This is a genomic window from Pantoea agglomerans NBRC 102470, assembly GCF_001598475.1.
In the GTDB taxonomy this organism is placed as follows: domain Bacteria; phylum Pseudomonadota; class Gammaproteobacteria; order Enterobacterales; family Enterobacteriaceae; genus Pantoea; species Pantoea agglomerans.
The window spans coordinates 284,213-307,553 of record NZ_BCZA01000005.1; the positions used below are offsets into that span (position 1 = coordinate 284,213).

21 protein-coding genes are annotated in these 23,341 nt (G+C 57.2%); 7 read left to right on the plus strand and 14 right to left on the minus strand.

The genetic code is table 11. The features are described 5' to 3' along the window. Positions 1-40: 40 nt before the first annotated feature. From PAG01S_RS11880 to PAG01S_RS11915, 8 genes are all read right to left on the minus strand, one after another. Positions 41-871, minus strand: coding sequence for a phosphodiesterase (locus PAG01S_RS11880; protein WP_022624147.1), 831 nt, complete (start codon positions 869-871; stop codon positions 41-43). Between the two features lie 10 nt (positions 872-881). Continuing rightward, positions 882-1,865 carry an ABC transporter ATP-binding protein gene (locus PAG01S_RS11885; RefSeq protein ID WP_062758785.1) on the minus strand — a complete coding sequence of 328 codons (984 nt, stop codon included), beginning with the start codon at positions 1,863-1,865 and terminating at the stop codon, positions 882-884. Beyond that, the gene (locus PAG01S_RS11890) at positions 1,862-2,677 is read right to left on the minus strand and encodes an ABC transporter permease (RefSeq protein ID WP_062758789.1); all 816 of its coding nucleotides are present in this window, start codon (positions 2,675-2,677) and stop codon (positions 1,862-1,864) included. The genes PAG01S_RS11885 and PAG01S_RS11890 overlap by 4 nt, the downstream gene beginning before the upstream one ends. Next, complete coding sequence (locus PAG01S_RS11895; RefSeq protein ID WP_050482729.1) at positions 2,674-3,549, minus strand: ABC transporter permease; 876 nt, start codon at positions 3,547-3,549, stop codon at positions 2,674-2,676. Before PAG01S_RS11895 ends, PAG01S_RS11890 begins: the two co-directional genes overlap by 4 nt. Next, a complete protein-coding gene (locus tag PAG01S_RS11900) occupies positions 3,549-4,571 on the minus strand; it encodes an ABC transporter substrate-binding protein (protein WP_033769710.1) in 1,023 nt (340 codons plus the stop codon). Before PAG01S_RS11900 ends, PAG01S_RS11895 begins: the two co-directional genes overlap by 1 nt. Further along, positions 4,555-5,580: a substrate-binding domain-containing protein gene (locus tag PAG01S_RS11905; protein ID WP_062758792.1), complete on the minus strand. Its 1,026-nt coding sequence runs from the start codon at positions 5,578-5,580 to the stop codon at positions 4,555-4,557. The genes PAG01S_RS11900 and PAG01S_RS11905 overlap by 17 nt, the downstream gene beginning before the upstream one ends. Positions 5,581-5,704: 124 nt before the next feature. After that, positions 5,705-6,313 (minus strand): DsrE family protein, encoded by a 609-nt coding sequence (locus tag PAG01S_RS11910; protein ID WP_010671341.1) that lies wholly within the window; start codon positions 6,311-6,313, stop codon positions 5,705-5,707. Positions 6,314-6,344: 31 nt separating this feature from the next. After that, complete coding sequence (locus PAG01S_RS11915) at positions 6,345-6,950, minus strand: DsrE family protein (RefSeq protein WP_010671340.1); 606 nt, start codon at positions 6,948-6,950, stop codon at positions 6,345-6,347. 754 nt (positions 6,951-7,704) lie between these two features. Between PAG01S_RS11915 and bepA the strand changes: the two genes are divergently transcribed. Next, on the plus strand, positions 7,705-9,168 hold the full coding sequence (gene bepA / locus PAG01S_RS11920; protein WP_039390812.1) for a beta-barrel assembly-enhancing protease: 1,464 nt from the start codon (positions 7,705-7,707) through the stop codon (positions 9,166-9,168). A gap of 32 nt (positions 9,169-9,200) precedes the next feature. Further along, positions 9,201-9,542: an arsenate reductase (glutaredoxin) gene (arsC, locus tag PAG01S_RS11925; protein WP_062758795.1), complete on the plus strand. Its 342-nt coding sequence runs from the start codon at positions 9,201-9,203 to the stop codon at positions 9,540-9,542. On the opposite strand, the gene hda is transcribed toward arsC, so the two are convergent. The 3 genes from hda to upp form a co-directional block, all read right to left on the minus strand. Beyond that, positions 9,539-10,240 carry a DnaA inactivator Hda gene (hda, locus tag PAG01S_RS11930; protein WP_195719715.1) on the minus strand — a complete coding sequence of 234 codons (702 nt, stop codon included), beginning with the start codon at positions 10,238-10,240 and terminating at the stop codon, positions 9,539-9,541. The genes arsC and hda overlap by 4 nt on opposite strands. A gap of 107 nt (positions 10,241-10,347) precedes the next feature. Then, on the minus strand, positions 10,348-11,631 hold the full coding sequence (gene uraA / locus PAG01S_RS11935; RefSeq protein ID WP_010671338.1) for a uracil permease: 1,284 nt from the start codon (positions 11,629-11,631) through the stop codon (positions 10,348-10,350). Positions 11,632-11,778: 147 nt separating this feature from the next. Further along, positions 11,779-12,405, minus strand: coding sequence for a uracil phosphoribosyltransferase (upp, locus tag PAG01S_RS11940; protein ID WP_009088774.1), 627 nt, complete (start codon positions 12,403-12,405; stop codon positions 11,779-11,781). Positions 12,406-12,634: 229 nt separating this feature from the next. Between upp and purM the strand changes: the two genes are divergently transcribed. Both purM and purN read left to right on the plus strand, forming a co-directional pair. Then, a complete protein-coding gene (gene purM / locus PAG01S_RS11945; protein WP_010671337.1) occupies positions 12,635-13,675 on the plus strand; it encodes a phosphoribosylformylglycinamidine cyclo-ligase in 1,041 nt (346 codons plus the stop codon). Beyond that, positions 13,672-14,310 carry a phosphoribosylglycinamide formyltransferase gene (gene purN / locus PAG01S_RS11950; protein ID WP_033788088.1) on the plus strand — a complete coding sequence of 213 codons (639 nt, stop codon included), beginning with the start codon at positions 13,672-13,674 and terminating at the stop codon, positions 14,308-14,310. Before purM ends, purN begins: the two co-directional genes overlap by 4 nt. 109 nt (positions 14,311-14,419) lie before the next feature. Here the strand turns inward: purN and pstB are convergent, their stop codons facing one another. From pstB to PAG01S_RS11965, 3 genes are read right to left on the minus strand one after another with little or no spacing between them, the layout of a single operon-like run. Then, the gene (gene pstB / locus PAG01S_RS11955) at positions 14,420-15,187 is read right to left on the minus strand and encodes a phosphate ABC transporter ATP-binding protein PstB (protein WP_010260068.1); all 768 of its coding nucleotides are present in this window, start codon (positions 15,185-15,187) and stop codon (positions 14,420-14,422) included. Between the two features lie 12 nt (positions 15,188-15,199). Beyond that, positions 15,200-16,834, minus strand: a complete 1,635-nt coding sequence (gene pstA / locus PAG01S_RS11960) for a phosphate ABC transporter permease PstA (protein ID WP_062758798.1) — start codon at positions 16,832-16,834, stop codon at positions 15,200-15,202. After that, positions 16,831-18,918: an ABC transporter permease subunit gene (locus tag PAG01S_RS11965; protein ID WP_062758801.1), complete on the minus strand. Its 2,088-nt coding sequence runs from the start codon at positions 18,916-18,918 to the stop codon at positions 16,831-16,833. The genes pstA and PAG01S_RS11965 overlap by 4 nt, the downstream gene beginning before the upstream one ends. Positions 18,919-19,068: 150 nt before the next feature. On the opposite strand from PAG01S_RS11965, the gene ppk1 reads away from it, so the two are divergent. From ppk1 to tehB, 3 genes are read left to right on the plus strand one after another with little or no spacing between them, the layout of a single operon-like run. Continuing rightward, the gene (gene ppk1, locus PAG01S_RS11970; protein ID WP_010260075.1) at positions 19,069-21,129 is read left to right on the plus strand and encodes a polyphosphate kinase 1; all 2,061 of its coding nucleotides are present in this window, start codon (positions 19,069-19,071) and stop codon (positions 21,127-21,129) included. A gap of 5 nt (positions 21,130-21,134) precedes the next feature. Continuing rightward, positions 21,135-22,661: an exopolyphosphatase gene (gene ppx, locus PAG01S_RS11975; protein ID WP_010260078.1), complete on the plus strand. Its 1,527-nt coding sequence runs from the start codon at positions 21,135-21,137 to the stop codon at positions 22,659-22,661. A gap of 41 nt (positions 22,662-22,702) precedes the next feature. Then, positions 22,703-23,317, plus strand: a complete 615-nt coding sequence (gene tehB / locus PAG01S_RS11980) for a tellurite resistance methyltransferase TehB (RefSeq protein ID WP_010671332.1) — start codon at positions 22,703-22,705, stop codon at positions 23,315-23,317. The last annotated feature ends 24 nt before the right edge of the window (positions 23,318-23,341 follow it).

The following is a 23,341-nucleotide window of genomic DNA, read 5'->3' on the forward strand; positions in this document are numbered from 1 at the left end:
AAGACAAATATCACCCCGCTTAATACAGATTTAGCTGGCACTAATCGATTAACCCCTGACTATCGTAAAATGGCCAGGGTCCCGAAAAGTGGCCAATCGCGCACTGATGCGTGACCATTCCCTGCACTGGCTGCCAGCAATGGAGCAAAAAGCCGGGCGGCTCCAGAATAAAGTGAGCCGGCCCCTCCGGATGCAGATCCAGAGCCACCTGATGCGACACGCCGGGTGCGACACAGGCCAGGGTTCCGGCAAAGCGGGTCTGCAGGCTGCGATGCAGATGACCACAAAGCACCCGCTCAACCTGCGGATGGCGGACAATGATCGCCTCAAGTGCCTCAGGATGGCGTAACCGTTGCCGATCCATATGCGCAATGCCACAGGCAAAAGGGGGATGATGCAGCATCACCAGCGTGGGCTGATCCGCGGCCTCGCGCAGTGCCTGATCCAGCCATTGCAACTGCTGCTCATCCACCTCCCCCCACGGCTGTTGCGGTACGCTGGAGTCCAGGGCCAGCAGCCTGACGCCGCCCACGCTAAGCTGCCAGTTCAGGGTCGGCCCCGCTTGCAGGTAGGTGTGATCCGGGAAGGCAGCACGCAGTGCCTCGCGATCGTCGTGATTGCCCGCCATCAGATAAAAGGGCAACTGGAGGCGCTGCAGGGCTTCGCGCAGCGTCTGATACTCTTCCGGCCTGCCAAAATCGACCAGGTCGCCGGTAATCACCACCACATCGGGGCGCGGCTGCAGCGCGTTAAGGGTATCGATAACCTGCAGTAAAGCGGCATGGGTATCGACCTGTTTATAAGAGAGACGACCAAAAGCCTTGATATGCAGATCGCTGATTTGAGCGATGACCGTGGGTTGAACAGACACAACAGACTCCTTAGCAACTAAATTCCAGCGCGGCCTGGCGGGTCAGCGACCAGCTGATGCGCTGTCCCGCCTGCCAGATTTCGCGGGCATGACGCTCGACCTGAATGGGGTTATCCAGCCCGATATCGATCAGTAAGCGCTGCGAGGCGCCAAGAAACGTACTGCCCACCACCACACCGCGCTGGGCATAGCGGGTGTCGTCGGCCAGCAACACATCTTCCGGGCGGCAAAAACGCAGGGGATGACCGTCGGGATCGTGCGCAATGCAGTTTATGGCGCCCACAAAATCCGCCACAAAGCGGGAGGCCGGGCGCTGATAAATTCCCTGCGGAGTATCCAACTGCACCAGACGGCCCTGCTCCATCACCGCGATGCGATCGCCCAGCGCCATCGCCTCCTGCTGATCGTGGGTGACGTAAACCGCAGTGATCGCCAGCCGCTTGAGCAGCGCGCCGATCTCCAGCCGCAGTCGATCGCGCAGCCTGGCGTCAAGCGCCGCCAGCGGCTCATCGAACAACAGAACTTTAGGCCGGGCGGCCAGCGCACGTGCCAGCGCCACCCGCTGCTTCTGCCCGCCGGACAATTTATCAATCGCCCGGTGGGACAGATGTGTCAGGTCAACCAGTGCCAGCATCTCCGCGACCCGCGCATCACGCTCGGCACGTGGCACGCCCTGCACCTTCAGACCATAGGCGACGTTCTGCGCCACGTTGAGCGTCGGGAACAGCGCGTAGTTCTGAAACACCATGCCAACATTGCGTTTCTCAATCGGCAGCGCGGTGACGTTACGCTTGTCAAACCAGATCTCTCCCGGGGGATCGCTGCTATCCAGACCGCTGATAATACGCAGCAGCGTGGTTTTGCCACAGCCTGACGGCCCCAGCAATACCAGTGTTTCACCGGCGTGAACCCGCAGGTCGAGCGGATGCAGCGCGACCTGCTGATTAAAGCGACGCGAGCAGTGGCTCAGCGTCACGTTGACGGCCTCATTCATACGGTTTCCTCTCTCTGCTGCCGCGAAGATTGCCGTTCCAGCCAGTGATTACAGGCGTTGAGCAACAGCAGCAGCGGTAAAATCATCATAATAAAGATCAGGGTATAGGCGGACCCGACTTCCAGCCGCATCGAGGTGTAGCTGTCGGCCAGACCGACCGGCAGGGTTTTGGTCAGTGGCGTGTGCAGCATCCAGGTAATGTTGAACTCCCCCACCGACAGGGTGATCACCATAAATGCGCCCGCCAGAATGCCGTTGCGGCAGTTCGGGACGACCACGGTAAAGAAGCGGCGCCAGAAGCCCGCCCCCAGGCTGGCGGCGGCTTCTTCAAGGCGCGGCAGATCAATCGCCTGCATCACCGACAGCACCGGTCGGATCATAAAGGGCAAGGTAAAGAGCACATGGCCGATAAGGATGAAGAGCCAGCTGTCGCGCAACGCGCTGAACTGACCATAAAGCAGAATGATGCCCAGAGCGGTGGCGAGGCCCGGCAATGCGACTGGCAGCATCAGGCACTCCTCAATGCGGCTGGCCCAGCGTGACGGTGATTTCAGTAAGCCCCAGGCGGCCGGCACGCCAGCGATAACCGTCACCGCCAGGCAACTCAGAGCGATCAGCAGCGACAGCCAGAAGGTGTCGGCATACATCTGCCACACCTGTTCCACCCACTTCAGCGTCAGGCCGCTGTGCAGGCCAGTGAAATAGTTCTGCGTGACGCCCGCCAGCATCGAGAGCACAACCGGCACAATCATAAACAGCGCGGTGAGGCTGGTGATCACCACCTGCAGCCAGAACAGCCCCCGGCGTTTCATGCCTTCTCCTTACGGCGGGCAGCCAGTCCGTTCGCCAGCATCAGCGCCAGCCAGGCCACCGCCCCCATCACCACCGAAAGCGCCGCTGCGGTGGCAAAGTTGGCGTAATTAGTGAACTCACCATAAATGGTCAGCGGCAGCACCGCGAGCTCTGTGCCAAGGGTAAATGCGGTGCCAAAGGCGCCCATGCTGGTGGCGAAACAGAGCGCGCCGCAGGAGAGCAGCGCCGGTTTCAGCCCAGGAATGATGACGTCAATGATGATGCGCCACTGGCTGGCACCCAGCGATCGGGCGGCCTCTTCCAGCGAACGGTCCAGCTTTTCACTGGCCGCCACCAGCGTCACGATGGCGCGCGGCAGCGAAAAATAGAGATAGCCAATAAATAAGCCGCTGAGCGAATAGGCAAGGACCCAGCGCTCATGAAACAGGCTGAGACTGAGTTGCGCCAGAACACCCTGACGCCCCGCCAGCATGACCATCAGAAATCCCACCACCACGCCCGGAAAGGCCAGCGGAAAGGTCAGCAGCGCCAGCAGCGTGCCTCGCCCGGTAAAGCGCTGCCGTGCCAGAAAGCAGCCCACCACCGCAGCAATCAGCAGCGTCACCAGTGTGACCGCTGCCGAGAGCAGCACGGTATTCAGCAGGCTTTGCAGATATTGCGGCTGGCTGATTACCGTCCAGTAGCCGCTGTGGTGAGTTGTACGATCTTCCGTCATACCGATCTGCAACAGACGAGCAAACGGCAACAGCCAGAAGGCAGCAAAGAACAGCAGCGCAGGCAGCAGCATCCACGGCCAGTTTGCCCCCAGCGGCCGAAGGCGGTGGCGAACTGAGTCGCCAGCAGCAAACGGATTGATCTCTGAGAGTGACATCAGCGGATCTCGCTCAGGTAACGGGCGGAGAAGCTCTTCTGCGCATCGGCCATCTGCTGATAATCAACCGTGTGAGCGCGCGCATAGTCGCTGTCAGGCAGAAAATATTTCTTCGCTTCGGGTGACATCGCGCCCGCCCGGACCGGACGCAGCCAGGCATTAGCCCAGATCGCCTGACCGGCATCTGACAGCACGAAATCGATCACTTTCTTACCGTTGGCCGGATGCGGCGCATTTTTCACCAGGCTGATGACGTAAGGCACCGTGACCGTCCCCTCGCTGGGGATCACAAATTCCACATTGGCGTGATCTTTGTAGCGGGCGCGATAGGCGTTGAAGTCGTAGTCGATCAGAATCGGGATTTCGCCTGAAATCAGCCGGGCATAGGCGGTCTGCTTAGGCACAATCGGCTGGTTGCGTTGCAGCGCTTTGAACCAGTTGATAGCCGGGGTGAAGTCATGCAGGCTGCCGCCTTTCGCCTGATTCACCGCGACGGCTGCAACGTAGCCGACAAAGGCGCTGGCCGGATCAAGATAACCCACCATGCCTTTATATTCCGGCTTCAGCAGATCGTCCCAGGAGCGCGGCACCGGCGCGCCACCCAGCGCATCAACATTGACCATAAAGCCCATGGTACCGGAGTGCAGCGCCACCCACTTGCCAGCAGGATCTTTCATGCCTGCCGGGATCTGATCCCAGTTTGCCGGTTTGTAAGCGCTGACCACGTCTGCACTGACTGCCTGAATGCCGAAGCTGACGCCATAATAGACCACGTCGGCGACCGGATTGCTTTTCTCGGCAACCAGCTGCGCCAGCGCCTGACCCGAATTTTTATTGTCCTGCGGCACATGAATGCCCGTCGTTTTTTCGATCGCCTGGAGCTGTGTCGCCCAGTCGGCCCACTCTGGCGGGCAGTTGTAGCAGATAGCATTTTCAGCCGCCTGCGCCCACGATGAGGCAAGCGTGCATCCGGCCAGCAGCGCAGCGCTGGCGATAGGTTTGAAGTTAACGGTGAGTGACATGATGTTTCCCTGAAAAAGAGCCATGAAATGCCGGGGCGACACTCTCCCCGAGACGTAAATGATGAGCCAGCAGATGGGTTTTACCGCCGACGGGATTCAGAAGCAGGTCAATGGCGCGCGCGCCCATTAGCGCAATCGGCTGCACCACGCTGGCCAGTGAAGGTGAAAGCTGTTCGCCCAGCTCAATGCCATCGAAGCCGACCACGGAGAGCTGATTCGGAACGCTGACGCCGGCACGCGCAGCGGCGCCCAGAAGGCTGATAGCCAGCAGATCGTTACTGCAAATCACCGCCGTCAGCGGCGAAGGTGAATTAATCAGCGGCAGCAACGGATGGAAATCGGACTGGATATGGCTGGGCATCTCAATCATCGCCTGCGGCGTCAGACCGGCCTGCTGCATGGCATCGCAGTAGCCGAGATAGCGCAGACGGGCGCGGTCAGATTGCTGCATAGGGCCCGCAGCCATCACGATGTGGCGGTGGCCCAGTGACACCAGATGGACGGTCGCTTCGGCAATGGCTTTGCGGTTATCTACGCACAGCGCGGGCCATTCGTGCTGTTGCGGTACGTTGTGGGTCAGCACGAAGGGCATCTTCGCCGCCGCCAGTGTCGGCAGCAGCGCACTGCTGTCGGCATCTGCCACCGTCAGTACCAGACCGGCGACACGCTGGTGCAGCATATGTTCGACAATGGCCGCTTCCCGCTCAGCCTGATAATCACTGGTTGCTACCAGCAGGCCATATCCCGCCAGACGAGCCTGCTGCTCCATCGCCTGTAATTGCATGGCAAAAACCGGATTGAGCAGTGAAGGCAACAGGACGCCAAGCGTGGTGGAGTGCTGGGTGCGGAGCTGACGGGCAATATGATTCGGGCGGAAACCGATCTGTTCCGAGGCGGCAAGCACCTTTTGCAGCGTGCCCGGTTTTAGCAGATGAGGGTCAGAAAAGGCGCGCGCAGCGGTTGCGCGGGAGACCCCTGCCAGTCTGGCTACGCTGATTAAATCGGTCATGACTGCCTCGTTTATTGTCGATGAGATCGATCTCATTGCGACAACACTAGCGGCGTTCTATGACAGGGACATCACAGCAATTTGACGGGAAGGTGACAGCGGCAGTGACGCCGCTGTGGGGGAATTAAAGCATCAGGAAGGCGTAACCGCTGTTTTCCAGGGTCGCAACGGTGGTGCCGCTGGAGATAGTGTGAGTGACCATCGGGTCGATCCAGTTGCGCTCAAGCTGATGAAACGCCACTGACTGATCGCAGATAGTGACCTGAACGCCCGCTTTTTTCAGCTCGCTGATCAGCTTCAGGTTCGGGTTATCGACGCCGTAGGCTTTGCTGAACTGGTCATTATTCAGCGCTGATGAAACCGCGTCGCCGTTAATTGACACCACAAATTTCAGCTGGTCGAGTGGCACACCTGCCGCATAATAGAGGTTGGTGACGCGCGCTACGCGCTCCAGACCGAGATTCGGCTTACGAATATCCCCTTCACTGCGGTTGATCTGAAATACTATTTTATTACTCAGGCCCGCTGTCGTGCCGGGTTTAAATGCAGGCGTATCGACATAATGTATTTTTCCGTAGCCTTCAATCGCTGGCGTACTCCAGAAATCAGCAGGTTCGGATTTATTATCCGCCATTTTCCCGCTGACCTTATCGAATAATTCCGGCAACTGTAAAACATTGCCGCCGATAAATCCCGCTACGGCTGCCATCACCACTAAAGCTGCTGGACGCATTAACTCTTCTCCCGATCGTTTAAAACATCAATTACATTGCCAGCCACGCGTATCCCTGGTTTTGCAGGGTTGATACGGTGGTCGGACTGGAAAGCGCATGGACCACAGATTTATCAATCCAGTTATTAGGATAGTGATGGAATGCCACGGACTGATCGCAGACCGAGACTTTCACTCCCGCCTGATTCAGCTCATTAATCAGCTTCAGGTTTGGATTTTCGATGCCATAAAACTTTTTAAAATGGGCGTTATCCAGCATGGCGGGCGTCGCATCGCCGGTGACCGAAACGACAAACTTCAGCTGATCGGCCGGAATGCCGGAGGCGATATATAAATTCACCACGCGCGCCACACGCTCCAGTCCCAGATTGGGCGCGGTCATCGCGCCATCGCTTCGGGTAATCTGAAAAACAATTTTATTGCTCAGGCCTGCCACCGGTTTAAACGCAGCGTCGGGCTCATAATGAATTTTGCCGTAACCTTCAATCGCCGGTGTACTCCAGAATCCCGGGGCTTCCTGTGGCTCGGTTGCAAAATGGCGTGTCACTTTGTCATAAATCTCGCCACTCTGTGTGACAGCCGCGCCAACGACTCCGCCAATAATGGCGATTAACGCGTATGAAACAACTGAACGCATAACACTTCTCTCCGGCAAATAATGGCTGGCAGATTCAGGACTGAATCAGGTCGGCTATCTATATCACAGCGCAGGCATAATTCTCGCCTGCGTAAATTCAGGTCAGCGCGCGGCTGATAACTGCTGAAATTATTCACCTTCCGTATTAATCGAAAAGTTTCATTATGAGGAAAAAAAGGTCTTAATCAGAATGGACCTGACTTTTTGTGCTTTTTTCCATTTCTGTGACATTAACAGCAATAAATAACAGCCAGGCGTAGCTGGAATAAGCAGGATAAAGGCGGGAGCTACGATTTAATTTATCAATGGCGAAGAGGAGATTCACGGCTCAGAGAGGGCTATTTTTTCAGAGTAGACCTGGAAAAACTCATGCCATAGTCAGTTTTTTTGAGTGAATTTACATAACTTTAAAAAAATCCGCTCACAGGCTAAATCTGCGCGGCAGCAGATTCTGCTTTATTCTGCCGAAGCGCATTGGGAATAAATGAATAAGGCATTACTTAACCGCTCACAAACCCGGCGATACTCCGCCGGTTTTTATTCGTTTAACCGCGGTTTAAGTTGGCAGGATGTTCAGTTTTTTTCGTCAAAATGGGCGATCTTGCACAAATTACGTTGGTCGTTTGCCAGAAAACGACATTTCATTCTTTTGATGCTCTGGTTAAGATAGTCACGAACCGTCGTTATCTGCGAAAAATGGAACATTCCCGCTGCGCACCTGTCCATTTTCAGGGCCTCTCTACAGGATTAAGGCATGTTGAACCGGTTAAAGAAAACGCTGATCGCCGCGCTCCTTCCGACGCTCATTTTCACTACTCTGTCACCTGCTTATGCCGATGTCAGTGATTCACTTCCCGATATTGGCACTACGGCCGGTTCGACGCTGTCGATTAATCAGGAACTGCAGATGGGCGACTTTTATGTGCGCCAGCTGCGTGCCAGTGCGCCGCTGATCAACGATCCGCTGCTTAATCAGTATATTAATCAGCTGGGTCAGCGACTGGTGTCGCATGCCGACTCAGTGAAAACCCCGTTCCACTTCTTTCTGATTCAGAACGATGAGCTCAACGCCTTTGCCTTTTTTGGTGGCAACGTGGTGCTGCACTCAGCGCTGTTCCGCTATACCGAAAATGAAAGCCAGCTGGCATCAGTAATGGCGCATGAGATCTCACACGTTACCCAGCGCCATCTGGCGCGCGCAATGGAAGATCAGAAGCGCAATGCGCCACTGACATGGGTCGGTGCGCTGGGCTCTATTCTGCTGGCGATGGCCAATCCGCAGGCGGGCATGGCAGCACTGACCGGCACTCTGGCGGGAACTCAGCAGGGGATTATCAGTTTTACCCAGGGTAATGAGCAGGAAGCTGACCGCATCGGAATTCAGGTACTGCAGCGCGCCGGGTTTGATCCCCAGGCGATGCCGAACTTTTTACAGAAGCTGGCCGATCAGAGCCGCTTCTCCTCGAAGCCACCTGAAATTCTGCTGACGCATCCCCTGCCCGACAGCCGTCTGGCGGATGCCCGTAACCGCGCTAACCAGATGCGGCCGGTGGTGGTGCAATCTACAGAAGATTTCTATCTGGCAAAGGTGCGTTCACTGGGCATGTACTCGACCGGGCGTAATCAGCTTACCGACGAACTGCTGAACCAGTATGCCAGCGGCAATTCTCGTGAGCAGCTGGCGTCACAATATGGCAAAGCCATACAGTTTTTGCAGGCGAAAAGCTTTGCCGATGCGAAGCGGATTATGACGCCGCTGCTGGCGAAGCAGCCGAATAACGTCTGGTTCCTGGATCTTATGTCAGACATCGATATCGGTCTGAATCAGCCACAACAGGCGATCGCTCTGCTCAGCGCCGCCACCAGTGCAAAAAACAGCCCGGTGGTGCAGCTCAATCTGGCCAATGCCTACGTTGAAGCGAAACAGTATGCCAACGCCAGCCGCATTCTGAATCGCTACACCTGGGCTAATAAAGATGATCCCAACGGCTGGGATTTGCTGGCCCAGGCGTCTGCACAGCAGGGACTGAATGATGAAGAGTTATCGGCGCGGGCAGAGAGTCTGGCGCTGAATGGCCAGCTCGATCAGGCGATCACCGCGCTTGGCAGCGCCAGCGCACAGGTGCCGCTCGGCAGCCTGAAACAGGCGCGCTACGATGCCCGTATCGATCAGCTGCGCCAGTTACAACAGCGCTTTAAGCAATATCAGAAAGGTTGAGCATTCACGCTGCGAATAAAGGAGAGTCTGAGATGGTGACGATTTACCACAACCCGCGCTGCAGCAAGAGCCGCGAGACGCTGGCACTGCTGAGCGCCCGCGGGATAGAGCCGGAAGTGGTGCTCTATCTGCAAACGCCGCCCGATCGCGAGACGCTGCAAATCCTGTTACAGAAACTGGGAATGCAGAGTGCACAACAGTTGATGCGGACTAAAGAGGCGATCTATAGCGAACTGGCACTCAGCGACAAAAGCGAAAGTGCGCTGCTGGATGCGCTGGTGGAACATCCGGTGCTGATTGAAAGGCCGATAGTGATCAATGGCGACAAGGCGCGGATCGGGCGTCCGCCCGAAGCGGTGCTCGACCTGTTTTAAAGGCCGAGTGTCTCTTTCACAAACGGAATGGTGAGTTTACGCTGGGCGCTGATCGAGGCGCGATCAAGCCGATCCAGCGTATCAAACAGGGTGCGCATTTCACGATCCAGTCGCTTCAGCAGGAAGCGTCCCACATCTTCCGGCAGCTCAAATCCGCGTAACCCGGCGCGCAGTTGCAGCGCCTGTAATTTATCTTCGTCGGAGAGAGGCTGCAGGCGATAGATCTGCCCCCAGTCCAGCCGCGAGGCGAGATCGGGCAGTTGCAGATTAAGCTGGCGTGGTGGACGATCGCCGGTAATAAACAGGCGCGTATTGCCGGTTTCCAGAATACGGTTATAGAGATCGAAGATCGCCATTTCCCATTCAGGCTCGCCTGCAATGCACTCGATGTTATCGATGCAGACCAGTGACAGCTGCTCCATCCCTTCCAGTACTTCCGGTACAAACCAGGTGCGTTTATCCAGCGGAACGTAACCGACCGCTTCGCTGCGCGCTGACATCTCGGCGCACGCGGCGTGCAGCAAATGGCTCCGCCCTCCGCCTTCGCGTGACCAGAAGTAGAGATAGCTGCCATGTTGTTGGTTGAGAGCGCCTTTCAGCGCGGCAATCAGCGACGGGTTTTCCCCCGGCCAGAAGCTGGAGAAGGTTTCATCGTCAGGTAAATAGAGTGGCAATGACAATTGTGCCGGCGTGTTCAGAAGCACCTCAGCAAGAGAACAAGCAAAAAATCGGGGGAAGTCTAACACAGTTTTCAGAAAGAGATGAATGGGGCGTCCCTGCCCCGATCCTGTCAGGCTTGCTGCGATCACGGCTCGCGCGATTCTTCAGCCTCCAGCACCACTTCTTCCGGACGCAACAGCGAGATCACACGGAAGATCAGCGCTAATCCAACCCCTACGATTGTCGCCAGCGCCATGCCTTTCAGCTCTGCAGCACCGATATGCACCTTCGCACCGCTGACGCCGATGATCAGGATCACCGAGGTCAGGATCAGATTTTGCGCTTTGTTGTAATCGACTTTGGATTCGATCAACACCCGGATACCGGATGCGCCGATCACGCCATACAGCAGCAGCGACACGCCGCCCATTACCGGTACCGGGATCGCCTGGATCACCGCCGCCAGTTTGCCGACACAGGAGAGCAGGATCGCCAGAATCGCCGCGCCGCCAATCACCCAGGTACTGTAGACGCGGGTAATTGCCATCACACCGATGTTTTCGCCGTAGGTGGTGTTAGGCGTTGAACCAAAGAAGCCGGAGATGACCGTTGATAAGCCGTTGGCGAACATCGAACGATGCAGGCCAGGGTCGCGAATCAGATCTTTCTTTACGATGTTGGCGGTGACCACCAGATGACCGATATGCTCGGCAATCACCACCAGCGCCGCAGGCAGGATCGTCAGCATCGCCACCCACTCAAAGCGCGGGGTATAGAAGGTTGGCAGCGCAAACCAGGGGGCTTTGACCACGCCGCTCCAGTCAACGATGCCCATAAATGCAGAGAGCAGATAACCCGCCACCACCCCGACCAGAATCGGGATGATCGCCAGGAAGCCACGAAACAGCACGGAACCGAATACCGTCACTGCCAGCGTGACCAGCGAAATCAGCACGGTTGTACTGTCGGGCGCACTGCCTTCCGCGGGCAGCAGACCTGCCATATTGGCGGCAACACCCGCCAGCTCCAGACCGATGACGGCGACAATCGCGCCCATCGCCGCCGGGGGAAACATCACATCGAGCCAGCCGGTGCCCGCGCGTTTGACAATCAGCGCCACCAGACAGAACAGCACGCCGCACAGGATAAATCCGCCCAGCGCGACCTCATAACCCAGCGGCAGCAATAGCAGTACTGGCGAGATAAAGGCAAAACTGGAACCGAGGTAAGCGGGAATTTTGCCTTTACAGATAAAGAGGTAGATCAGCGTGCCTACGCCGTTGAATAACAGCACCGTCGCCGGGTTGATGTGGAACAGAATCGGTACCAGTACCGTGGCACCAAACATGGCGAACAGGTGTTGCAGGCTGAGTGGAATGGTTTGCAGTAACGGCGGTCGTTCACTGACGCCAATGGCGCGACGAGTCATCATTTATCCCCTTATGTTATTTATCCCCCAGGGCGCGCGCCTCTGGCACAGCAGCAGGCACGCCGGTGAGCCTCGCAGCCACACCAAACCCGTTCGGGGATCTTTTTTTTGCCAAAAAAAAGCCGACTCTCTGGTCGGCTGTGCGATTTATTTGGTTCCGAAAATCTTGTCCCCGGCATCGCCGAGCCCGGGAATGATGTAACCCTTCTCATTCAGTCCCTGATCCACTGACGCGGTGTAAAGCTCAACGTCAGGATGCGCTTTCTCCAGCGCGGCAATCCCTTCTGGTGCGGCAACCAGTACCAGCACTTTAATACTGGTGCAGCCCGCTTTCTTCAGCAGGTCGATGGTGGCGATCATGGAACCGCCGGTCGCCAGCATAGGATCGACGACCAGCGCCAGGCGCTCTTCGATGTTAGAGACCAGCTTCTGGAAATAGGGAACCGGCTCCAGTGTCTCTTCATCACGGTAAACACCCACCACGCTGATACGGGCGCTGGGAACGTGCTCTAGCACCCCTTCCATCATGCCCAGGCCGGCACGCAGAATCGGCACCACCGTGATTTTTTTGCCTTTGATCTGATCGATCTCTACCGGGCCGTTCCAGCCCTCAATGGTTACGCGCTCTGTTTCCAGATCGGCGGTCGCTTCGTAGGTCAGCAGGCTGCCCACTTCAGACGCCAGCTCGCGAAAACGCTTTGTACTGATATCATGCTCACGCATCAAGCCCAGTTTATGTTTGACCAGCGGGTGTCTGACTTCCACGATCTTCATTGGTGTTCTCCCGGAATGAGTTGAGCTAAAAAAAATCGCGGGATTATACCGCCTTTTACGCTCCGCGCCACCTGCTCTTGCGCAAAGCCGCGGGTTTTACCGGGACAAATAGAGGATTAATGAAAATCGCCCGATGCGCAATCCCGGACTCGCAAACGTTTGCCTGCACTGATAGAATTGCCGCGCTTTATTTTAAACCACCAACCGCAACTCGCGTGGGGACCTCGCAGTGACCGACAAAACCTCTCTCAGTTACAAAGACGCCGGTGTTGATATTGATGCTGGTAACGCTCTGGTTGACCGTATTAAAGGCGTAGTGAAAAAGACGCGTCGCCCGGAAGTGATGGGTGGACTGGGCGGTTTTGGTGCGCTTTGCGCGCTGCCGCAGAAATACCGTGAACCGGTGCTGGTCTCCGGCACCGATGGCGTTGGCACCAAGCTGCGTCTGGCGATGGATCTCAAACGTCACGATGCCATTGGTGTTGACCTGGTGGCGATGTGTGTCAACGACCTGGTGGTACAGGGCGCCGAGCCCCTCTTCTTCCTCGACTACTACGCTACCGGCAAACTGGATGTGGATACCGCCTCTGCGGTGATCACCGGCATCGCCGAAGGTTGTCTGCAGTCGGGTTGTGCGCTGGTGGGCGGTGAAACCGCTGAGATGCCAGGCATGTATCACGGCGAAGATTACGATGTGGCCGGTTTCTGTGTTGGCGTGGTGGAAAAGTCAGAGATCATTGATGGCAGCAAGGTGCAGGATGGCGACGTACTGATTGCCCTCGGCTCCAGCGGCCCGCACTCCAACGGCTATTCGCTGGTGCGTAAGATTCTGGAAGTCAGCAATACCGATCCGCTGGCTGAACAGCTGGAAGGCAAACCGCTGGCCGATCATCTGCTGGAACCGACCCGCATCTACGTGAAAAATATCCTGAGCCTGATTGAGCAGGTCGATGTGCACGCTATCGCACACCTGACCGGCGGCGGCTTCTGGGAGAATATTCCGCGCGTGCTGCCCGACAACACTCAGGCCGTCATCGACGAGAAGAGCTGGCAATGGCCGGCCGTCTTCAGCTGGTTACAGCAGGCAGGCAACGTCAGCCGTTTCGAGATGTACCGTACCTTTAACTGCGGCGTCGGCATGATCATCGCCCTGAGTCCGGCAGACGCGGACAACGCGATTGCGCTGATGCAGGCTGCGGGCGAGAAAGCCTGGAAGCTCGGCGTAATTAAAGCGTCTGATGCCGAAGAGCGTGTGGTCATCAACGGATGAAAAAGCTGGTTGTACTGATTTCCGGCAACGGAAGTAACCTTCAGTCCATCCTTGACGCCTGTGCAAGCGGGCGGATTCACGGCAGCGTGGCTGCCGTGTTCAGCAACCGCGCCGCCGCTTATGGCCTTACGCGGGCGCAGGAGGCAGGTATTCCTGCCCACTCGCTTGCCGCCAGCGACTTCACTGACCGCGAAGCCTTCGATCGCCAGCTCATCGCTGAAATCGAAGCCTACAGTCCAGACCTGATTGTGCTGGCAGGATATATGCGCATTCTCAGCAGCGCGTTCGTGGCCCATTTTCACGATCGCCTGCTGAATATCCACCCTTCTCTGTTGCCGAAATATCCGGGTCTGCATACGCATCGTCAGGCTCTGGAAAATGGCGATAGCGAACATGGCACCTCCGTACATTTCGTCACTGACGAGCTGGATGGAGGTCCGGTGATCCTGCAGGCCAAAGTCCCGGTTTTTCCCGGCGACAGCGAAGCGGAGATTACGGAGCGGGTGCAGCATCAGGAGCATGCCATCTATCCGATGGTAATCGGCTGGTTTGTTGAGGGTCGTCTGGCGATGCGTGACGGCAAGGCCTGGCTGGATGGCGAACCGCTGCCGCCGCAGGGTTATGCTAACGACTGACCCGACAGGGGAAGCCGGGGCTTCCCCTGAAGTGCTGGCGGTCGGGGTAAAGGCTCAGGGAACCATTGAGCCGTCTGACATAACAACCTGCTCTGCTCCCGTTACTGACTTAACCGTAGCGCCCCGTAATATAATCTTCGGTCCGTCGCTGTTTTGGCGCGGTAAAGATACGGTCAGTCTCATCAAACTCCACTAACGCGCCCTGATGCATAAACGCGGTGTAATCTGACACGCGAGAAGCCTGCTGCATGTTGTGCGTCACCAGCACCAGCGTGAAATGCTGCTTGAGCGTGGTCATCAGCTCTTCAATCACCAGCGTGGAGATGGGATCGAGCGCGGAGGTCGGCTCATCCAGCAGCAGAACTTCCGGTTCAATCGCAATGGCGCGGGCAATCACCAGCCGCTGCTGCTGTCCGGTAGAGAGCGTCAGCGCATTCTGTGACAGCTGATCTTTGACCTCACTCCACAGCGCCGCCGCGCGCAGCGCACGTTCACAGGCTTCGTTCAGCACCCGCCGGTCGCGTACACCCTGTAAACGCAGCCCGTAGACCACATTTTCATAGATCGATTTTGGAAAAGGATTGGGCCGCTGAAACACCATGCCGACCCGACGACGCAGCGCCGAGAGATCCTGCTCGGGTCGCAGGATCGGCTGCGATCCCAGCAACACCTCACCCTCGACCCGGCAATGATCAATCACATCATTCATGCGATTAAAGCAACGCAGCAGCGTCGATTTTCCACAGCCCGAAGGGCCAATCAGCGCGGTAATCTTGTTTTTCGGCACCTGCAGCGAAATAGCCTGCAGCGCCTGGCGCTCGCCATACCACAGCGACAGCTGGTTAACGGTCAGCGCGATATCCGTGTCGGACGTCATAGTCATAGCCTGTTATTGAGTCATAAGGCGATAGCGTTCACGCAGACGGTGACGCAGGCCCATCGCCAGCAGATTAAGCGACAGAATAATCAGCACCAGCAGCAGCGCGGTGGCGAACACCAGCGGCCGGTCAGCTTCAATATTCGGACTCTGAAACGCCAGATCGTAAATCTGGAAGCCCAGATGCATAAACTTGCGATCCAGATGCAGATAAGGAAACACCGCGTCGACGGGCAGTTCCGGCACCATTTTTACCACGCCAACCAGCATCAGCGGCGCGGTTTCACCGGCGGCACGCGCCACCGCCAGAATCAGGCCGGTCAACATGGCAGGCACCGCCATCGGCAGCACCACGTTCCACAGGGTTTCCGCCTGAGTCGCGCCCAGCGCCAGCGACCCCTGCCGCAGGCTGTTGGGAATGCGGGATAGTCCCTCTTCGGTCGCCACAATCACCACCGGCAGCGTTAGTAACGCCAGAGTCAGCGACGCCCACAGCAAACCAGGTGTCCCGAAGGTGGGATTGGGCAGCGCGCTGGCGAAGAAGAGCTGGTCTATCGTGCCGCCCACCAGCCAGACAAAGAAGCCCAGACCAAATACGCCATAGACGATTGAAGGAACGCCTGCCAGATTGACCACCGCGATGCGCACCAGTCTGGTCAGCGCATTGCGTCCGGCATATTCATGCAGCCAGATGGCGGCGATGACACCCAGCGGCATCACGACCACCGACATCAGCAGCACCATCAGCACGGTGCCAAAGATCGCCGGGAACGCCCCGGATTCACTCTCGCCTTCAGCGGGTGAATCACTGACGAAACGCCACAGCTGATGCAGAAAATGCAGCGTTTTGCCGGTCAGCGTCATCGCGTTCGGCTTCCAGCTGTCAACGATTTCGGTCAGCGGGATCGCATGTCCGGTGCCATGCACATCCCGCAGGATTAACAGATCGCGCTGACTCTGCTGTTGCAGCGAAGCCAGTGTCTCGCTCAGCTGATTAAACCGGCGCTGCAAAGCGGCCTGATTGGCCTGATATTCTGACTCGGCCTGCAGATCAAAGCGCCCGGCAGCACGGTTTGTGGCCGCCTGCTCATCAAGCTGCTCACGCTGGCTGTTGAGGCGCGCCATATCGACCCGGCGAATCTGATTAGCCTGCCGCACCAGCATCTGCACCTGTCCGAGCCGCTGATGCAGCAGTGCATCGGGATCCTGCGCAGTCAGCTCTTCATTATCCTCACGCAGGCCGACAAACCAGCCGTATGCCTGACCGTGGCTGCGGCGCTGCAGCACCATGATGTCCGCTGGCTGGCTGACCTGCGCCGCCGTGCGACTGTAAACCACCCGGAAATCGGGTGCGTCCCAGTCACGGTTACCGGTTTTAATCAGATAGCGATTAACCTGTCCGCCGCTGTTGCCCTGCTCATCTGCCGGGGCCGGAAAGCGCCGCTGATGTTCCAGGGTTTCACCCAGCAGCCGCGTCTCGCCCCCTTCAGGCTGGCTAAACGTGTAAAGATCGACGCGCTGCGGCCAGAAAGCGCGCACGCCCTGCCAGGCCAGTAACCCAATCAGCAGCGTAAAGGCCAGCAGGCAGACGGCTACGGCACCGGCGGTTAGCCAGCGCCAGCGATCGTTCTGTCGCATCGCTTTCATGCCTGCTCCTCGTGCTGGCTGTAGCGCTGGCGCAGTCGCTGACGGATCAGCTCGGCAACCGTGTTGATCACCAGCGTAAACAGCAGCAGCATCAGGGCGCTGAGAAACAGCACGCGATAATGAGCACTCCCCGCCGCCGCTTCCGGCATCTCAATGGCGATATTGGCGGACAGTGCGCGCAGGCCGCTGAACAGGCCACCTTCACTTTGCGGCGTGTTGCCGGTCGCCATCAGCAAAATCATGGTTTCTCCTACGGCACGCCCCAGACCAATCATCAGAGCGGCAAAAATACCGGCGGAAGCACCCGGCAGCACGACGCGGGTCAGGGTTTGCCACGGCGTCGCGCCCAGTGCCAGCGAGCCCTGCCCCAGTGCAGCAGGCACGCTGAACAGCGCATCCTCAGAGAGGGTAAAGATCAGCGGTACCAGCGCAAAGCCCATCGCCAGCGCGGCTACCAGCAGATTGCGCTGTTCGTAATGCGGCAGCCAGTCGCCCGCATCCGGTATCAACAGCGTGGGCAGCCACAGCGTCAGCAGCGTGACCAGCAGCAACAGCGGCAGCAGAATCAGCACTTCACGACCCGGCTGACGCCAGCGCGGCGGTAAACGCGCGCTGAATACGCCGCACAGCAGCAGCGTGCCCGCCAGCGTCAGCGGCAGCAGCAGCACACCCACCAGCGCCTGACCAATATGCGGCGCGAGCCAGATCCCGGCAATCAGCCCCACGACCACGCTTGGCAGCGCACCCATCATCTCAATGGCCGGTTTGACCCAGCGTCGCAGGCCGGGCGCCATAAACCAGGCGGTGTACATCGCCGCCGCCAGCGCCAGCGGTGTGGCAAACAGCAGCGCTAAACTCGCCGCTTTCAGCGTACCCATCACCATCGGCATCAGGCTGAACTTGGCCTGATAACTGTCACCCGCCGCGGTCGATTGCCAGATCCAGTCCGGTCCGGGATAATTTTCATACCAGATTTTTTGCCAGAAATTGCGCCAGGTGACGTCCGGCCACGGATTATCAAGCCGCAGAGTCTGCCAGCTTCCCGCCCGTTCAATCAGCAGGCTGTCGCCACGCGGCGAAAACTGCGCCTGCACAATGCCAGGTTCCAGCTGACGCTGCAGTATCGGGCCATCCTGCTTGCTGGCAAACAGCCGCAGCATCCCCTGTTTACTGAGCGTCGCAAACACGCGGCGTTGTGATTCCGTCACCAGAATGGTCTCACCGTCGCTGTTGGCAAAAGTACGAATGCGCTGCAGGCGCGGCCCCTGTTCGCTGGCGATAGCAAACCACTGCGTGACGCCGCTGCCATCCTGGATCAGCAGGCTTGTGCCGCCCACCAGCAGATGCAGACTTTTTGGCCGCTGCGGCAGGGCGTGCGTTTCGCGCAATAGTGCACGGTCATCGTCAAGTTGCCAGACCCGCAGCAGATTGCCTTCGGTGGTGTAGAGCAGATCGCCGGACGGCGAGAGCGCCAGCAGATCCAGCTGGCGTTGCGGCAGCGGGATAACCGAGGCCTGGCGATCGGTGCCGAGCGTCAGCACCCGGAGTCCGGCCTCAGTGAGTGCGGCTATACGCCACTGACCCGCATGGCGCGTCGCCAGCGCCATCTTCGTCACTGCGCCATCGGGCAGATGAAACGGTTTGTCTCCCAGCGGGAGACGCCACTGCTGGTCGGCGGTTGGCTGAATCAGAGTCAGCGCACCCTGCATATTCAGCAGTAACGTCTGCTCATCGGCACTCCGCACTATCTCCCCGGGCGGCGGGGTCAGGGCCAGTGCCGGTTCCGCAGGCTGACCATCCAGCGGAATAAAACGCGCCGCACCGCGCTCGCTGATGCGCCAGCCGACCTTCCCCTGATTGCCAATCGCTAAGGCTGGCGCACGATCCCAGAGTTGCTGGCTGGCCGCAATCTGCAGGCCCGGCGCATTAAACAGCGGTAATACCACGCCAATCAGCCAGCAGAAGAGCAGCAGCATCAATAGCAGGATCGCCACGCCACAGCAGGTGACCAGTCGCCGTGTCAGACGGTCAACGGCACGACGCTTACGATCGCTGAATTGGACAGGAATGTGGTTTGCGCTCATGCGGTTCCGCTAGCAGGCCAAAATAAGCCGCTATGTTGCCCGTAGCCGATTGATAAGACAACTCCTGGCGTTGGACAACGCTGCCATACTCTCGCCATAATGTTGGTGGATACTGGATCTTCAGTCCTGCAACCGCTAAATGGAGTGAGAATGGGTCAGGTAAAGCTTTATATTGAAAAAGAATTAAGCTGGTTATCCTTTAATGAACGGGTTTTGCAGGAAGCAGCAGACAAAAGCAATCCACTGATTGAGCGGATGCGCTTTCTGGGTATCTACTCCAATAATCTCGACGAATTCTATAAAGTGCGTTTCGCAGACCTCAAACGCCGCATTCTGATTGGTGAAGAGCAGGGTTCCGCCAGTACGCCACGCCATCTGTTTAAGAAAATTCAGCAGCGGGTAATGAAGTCCGATCAGGAGTTTGATGCGTTATATAACGATCTGCTGCTGGAGATGGCACGTAACCAGATCTTCCTGATCAACGAACGTCAGCTCTCATCCAATCAGCAGGCGTGGCTGCGCCACTACTTCAAGCACGAACTGCGTCAGCATATCTCGCCGATTCTGATCACCCATGAAACGGATCTGACCGAATTCCTTAAAGATGACTACACCTATCTGGCGGTAGAGATCATTCGCGGTGACAATATTCAGTATGCGCTGCTGGAAATTCCGTCCGACAAAGTCCCGCGTTTCATCAATTTACCGGCTGAGCCACCGCGCCGCCGTAAGCCAATGATCCTGCTGGATAACATTCTGCGCTACTGCCTGGATGACATTTTTAAAGGTTTCTACGACTACGACGCGCTCAACGCCTATTCAATGAAAATGACGCGTGACGCCGAGTACGACCTGGTCACGGAGATGGAGTCGAGCCTGCTGGAGCTGATGTCCTCCAGCCTGAAGCAGCGACTGACGGCGGAACCGGTGCGTTTCGTCTACCAGCGCGATATGCCAGACACGATGGTGTCGCTGCTGTGCCACAAGCTTTCCATCTCAAACCTGGACTCCATCCTGCCAGGCGGCCGCTACCACAACTTCAAAGACTTTATCGGCTTCCCTAACGTCGGCAAAAATAACCTGGTGAACCGCCCGCTGCCGCAGATTCGCCACATCGGCTTTGATGGCTTTCGCAACGGCTTTGATGCGATTCGCAATCGCGACGTGCTGCTCTACTACCCGTACCACACCTTTGAGCATGTGCTGGAGCTGCTGCGTCAGGCGTCGTTCGACCCCAGCGTGCTTGCGATAAAAATCAACATCTACCGCGTTGCTAAGCATTCCCGCATCATGGATGCGATGATCCATGCCGCCTATAACGGTAAAAAAGTCACGGTGGTGGTGGAGCTGCAGGCGCGCTTTGATGAAGAAGCCAATATTTACTGGGCGAAACGCCTGACTGAAGCGGGCGTGCATGTCATTTTCTCCGCACCAGGCCTGAAGATCCACGCCAAGCTGTTCCTGATTTCACGCCGCGAAGGCGAAGAGATTGTGCGCTACGCGCATATCGGTACCGGCAACTTTAACGAGAAAACCGCGCGTCTCTATACGGATTACTCGTTGCTGACCGCGGATGCGCGCATCACCAATGAAGTACGTCGGGTGTTCAACTTTATTGAGAATCCCTACCGGCCCGTGACGTTCGATCATCTGATGGTCTCGCCGCAGAACTCGCGCCGGATGCTGTATGAGCTAATCGACACCGAAATTGCTAATGCGCAGCAGAATAAGCCCTGCGGCATTACTCTGAAAATCAACAATCTGGTGGACAAAGGTCTGGTTGATCGGCTTTATACAGCCTCCAGCGTAGGGGTGAAGGTCAATCTTCTGGTGCGCGGAATGTGCTCATTAATCCCTGACTTGCCCGGGATCAGTGAAAATATTCGTGTCATCAGTATTGTTGACCGTTATCTGGAACACGATCGCGTCTATATTTTTGAGAATGGCGGCGATAAGAAGGTGTTCCTCTCCTCCGCTGACTGGATGACACGTAACATTGATTACCGTATCGAAGTGGCAGTGGCGATTCTCGATCCCCACATCCGGCAGCGCATACTCGACATTATTGCTATTCAGTTGAGTGATACGGTGAAAGCCCGCATCGTCGATAAAGAGTTGAGTAACCATTACGTCCAGCGCGGCAATCGTCGTAAAGTGCGATCGCAGCTGGCCATTTATGATTACATCAAGAAACTGGAACAACCTGAATAAATCCTATGCCAATTTCTCATAAAAGTACGCCAAAACCCCAGGAGTTTGCGGCGATTGACCTGGGCTCGAACAGTTTCCATATGGTGATTGCGCGGGTTGTCGATGGTGCGATGCAGGTACTGGGCCGCCTTAAGCAGCGCGTCCATCTGGCTGACGGACTGGATGCCCGGCACAACCTCAGCGAGGAAGCGATGGAGCGGGGGTTAGCCTGCCTGGCCCTGTTCGCCGAGCGCCTGCAGGGGTTCAGTCCGAGCAACGTGACGATTGTCGGTACCCACACGCTGCGCGAGGCGGTCAATGCCGAAACCTTCCTGCAACGGGCGGCCGAGGTGATCCCCTATCCGATCGAGGTGATTTCGGGCCATGAAGAGGCTCGCCTGATCTTTATGGGCGTTGAACATACCCAGCCGGAGAAAGGCCGCAAGCTGGTGATCGATATCGGCGGCGGCTCCACCGAACTGGTCATAGGTGAGGATTTTGAACCGCAACTGGTTGAGAGCCGCCGCATGGGTTGCGTCAGTTTCGCCCAGCTCTATTTCCCGAAAGGTGAAATCAGCCGTGAAAACTTCCGTCGCGCCCGTTTAGCGGCCGCACAGAAGCTGGAAACGCTGGCGTGGCAATATCGTCTGCATGGCTGGCAATATGCGCTGGGCGCGTCCGGCACCATCAAAGCCGCCTGCGAAGTGCTGCTGGCGATGGATGAAAAAGAGAAGCTGATTACGCCTGAGCGCCTCGAAAAGCTCTATGACGAAGTGATGAAACACAAATCCTTTGCTGCACTCAGCCTGCCGGGTCTGTCGGAAGAGCGTAAAGGCGTGTTTGTACCCGGGCTGGCGATTCTGTGCGGCGTATTTGATGCGCTGGCCATTCGCGAATTGCGCCTCTCCGACGGTGCGCTGCGTGAAGGTGTGCTCTATGAGATGGAGGGCCGTTTCCGCCATCAGGATATTCGTAGCCGTACTGCACAGAGTCTGGCGAACCATTACGCTATCGACAGCGATCAGGCACGACGCGTGCTCGACACCACCGAGCAGCTTTATCTGCAGTGGCGCGAGCAGAATCAGAAACTGGCGAATCCACAACTGGCCGCACTGCTGAAATGGGCGGCGATGCTGCACGAAGTGGGCCTGACCATCAATCACAGCGGCCTGCAACGCCATTCAGCCTATATTCTGCAAAACACCAACCTGCCGGGCTTCAATCAGGATCAGCAGATGCTGCTGGCGGCGCTGGTCAGATTTCATCGTAAAGCGATAAAACTTGATGAGCTGCCGCGCGTGACGCTGTTCAAGAAAAAGCAGTTTGTGCCGCTGATCTTCCTGCTTCGCCTGGGTACCCTGCTGAATAATCAGCGACAGGCCACCACGCGTCCGGAGGCGTTAACCCTGAAATGCGATGACGGCCACTGGACGCTGACCTTCCCGGCGGGCTATTTCACGCAGAACAACCTGGTTCAGCTCGATCTTGAACGGGAGCAGGTTTACTGGAATGACGTCACGGGATGGAAACTGATCCTCGAAGAAGAAGTCTGACAACACGGGCGCCTGGCGCCCGTTTAACTGAAATGATGAATATGACACAACCAACCGCACCCCTTTCAGGCGAAAACTATTTTGCCGAAACCTATGGTTTAACGCCGCCCCACTCCGAAGTGGTTGCGGCGCTGCCCCAGCTCAACGTCGGCAAGGCGCTTGACCTTGGCTGTGGCGTGGGACGCAATACGCTGTTTCTGAATCAGCACGGTTTTGACGTCACGGCGTGGGATCATAATCCGCAAAGCCTGGCGCGCCTGCAGGAGATTATTGCGCAGGAAAATCTCAGCGGCATTCATACCGAGCAGCGCGATCTGAACAATACGCGCTTTAATGGCGGCTTCAACTTTGTGCTGTCGACCGTGGTGATGATGTTCCTGCAGCCGCAGACCATTCCGCAGCTGATTGCCGACATGCAGGCCTGTACGGTCAGAGACGGTTTTAACCTGATCGTGGCGGCGATGAACACGGACGATATGCCCTGTCCGGCTGATTTTTCCTTTGCGTTTAAATCAGGCGAGCTCAGCCACTACTACCGCAACTGGCACATCGTGAAGTACAACGAGCACCCTGGCCAGTTGCATCGCACAGATGAAAATGGCAACCGCATCACCTGTCGGTTTGCGACGCTGCTGGCGCAAAAAGCGAGTTACTGATCTTTATCTGCTGTTTTTTTCAAC

Excerpts from the sequence above, each read along its gene's own strand:
- PAG01S_RS11885 (WP_062758785.1), bottom strand. The coding sequence starts at position 1,865 with ATGAATGAGGCCGTCAACGTGACGCTGAGCCACTGCTCGCGTCGCTTT.
- PAG01S_RS11890 (WP_062758789.1), bottom strand. The coding sequence starts at position 2,677 with ATGAAACGCCGGGGGCTGTTCTGGCTGCAGGTGGTGATCACCAGCCTC.
- PAG01S_RS11895 (WP_050482729.1), bottom strand. The coding sequence starts at position 3,549 with ATGTCACTCTCAGAGATCAATCCGTTTGCTGCTGGCGACTCAGTTCGC.
- PAG01S_RS11900 (WP_033769710.1), bottom strand. The coding sequence starts at position 4,571 with ATGTCACTCACCGTTAACTTCAAACCTATCGCCAGCGCTGCGCTGCTG.
- PAG01S_RS11905 (WP_062758792.1), bottom strand. The coding sequence starts at position 5,580 with ATGACCGATTTAATCAGCGTAGCCAGACTGGCAGGGGTCTCCCGCGCA.
- PAG01S_RS11910 (WP_010671341.1), bottom strand. The coding sequence starts at position 6,313 with ATGCGTCCAGCAGCTTTAGTGGTGATGGCAGCCGTAGCGGGATTTATC.
- PAG01S_RS11915 (WP_010671340.1), bottom strand. The coding sequence starts at position 6,950 with ATGCGTTCAGTTGTTTCATACGCGTTAATCGCCATTATTGGCGGAGTC.
- bepA (WP_039390812.1), top strand. The coding sequence starts at position 7,705 with ATGTTGAACCGGTTAAAGAAAACGCTGATCGCCGCGCTCCTTCCGACG.
- arsC (WP_062758795.1), top strand. The coding sequence starts at position 9,201 with ATGGTGACGATTTACCACAACCCGCGCTGCAGCAAGAGCCGCGAGACG.
- uraA (WP_010671338.1), bottom strand. The coding sequence starts at position 11,631 with ATGACTCGTCGCGCCATTGGCGTCAGTGAACGACCGCCGTTACTGCAA.
- upp (WP_009088774.1), bottom strand. The coding sequence starts at position 12,405 with ATGAAGATCGTGGAAGTCAGACACCCGCTGGTCAAACATAAACTGGGC.
- purN (WP_033788088.1), top strand. The coding sequence starts at position 13,672 with ATGAAAAAGCTGGTTGTACTGATTTCCGGCAACGGAAGTAACCTTCAG.
- pstB (WP_010260068.1), bottom strand. The coding sequence starts at position 15,187 with ATGACGTCCGACACGGATATCGCGCTGACCGTTAACCAGCTGTCGCTG.
- pstA (WP_062758798.1), bottom strand. The coding sequence starts at position 16,834 with ATGAAAGCGATGCGACAGAACGATCGCTGGCGCTGGCTAACCGCCGGT.
- PAG01S_RS11965 (WP_062758801.1), bottom strand. The coding sequence starts at position 18,918 with ATGAGCGCAAACCACATTCCTGTCCAATTCAGCGATCGTAAGCGTCGT.
- ppk1 (WP_010260075.1), top strand. The coding sequence starts at position 19,069 with ATGGGTCAGGTAAAGCTTTATATTGAAAAAGAATTAAGCTGGTTATCC.
- ppx (WP_010260078.1), top strand. The coding sequence starts at position 21,135 with ATGCCAATTTCTCATAAAAGTACGCCAAAACCCCAGGAGTTTGCGGCG.
- tehB (WP_010671332.1), top strand. The coding sequence starts at position 22,703 with ATGACACAACCAACCGCACCCCTTTCAGGCGAAAACTATTTTGCCGAA.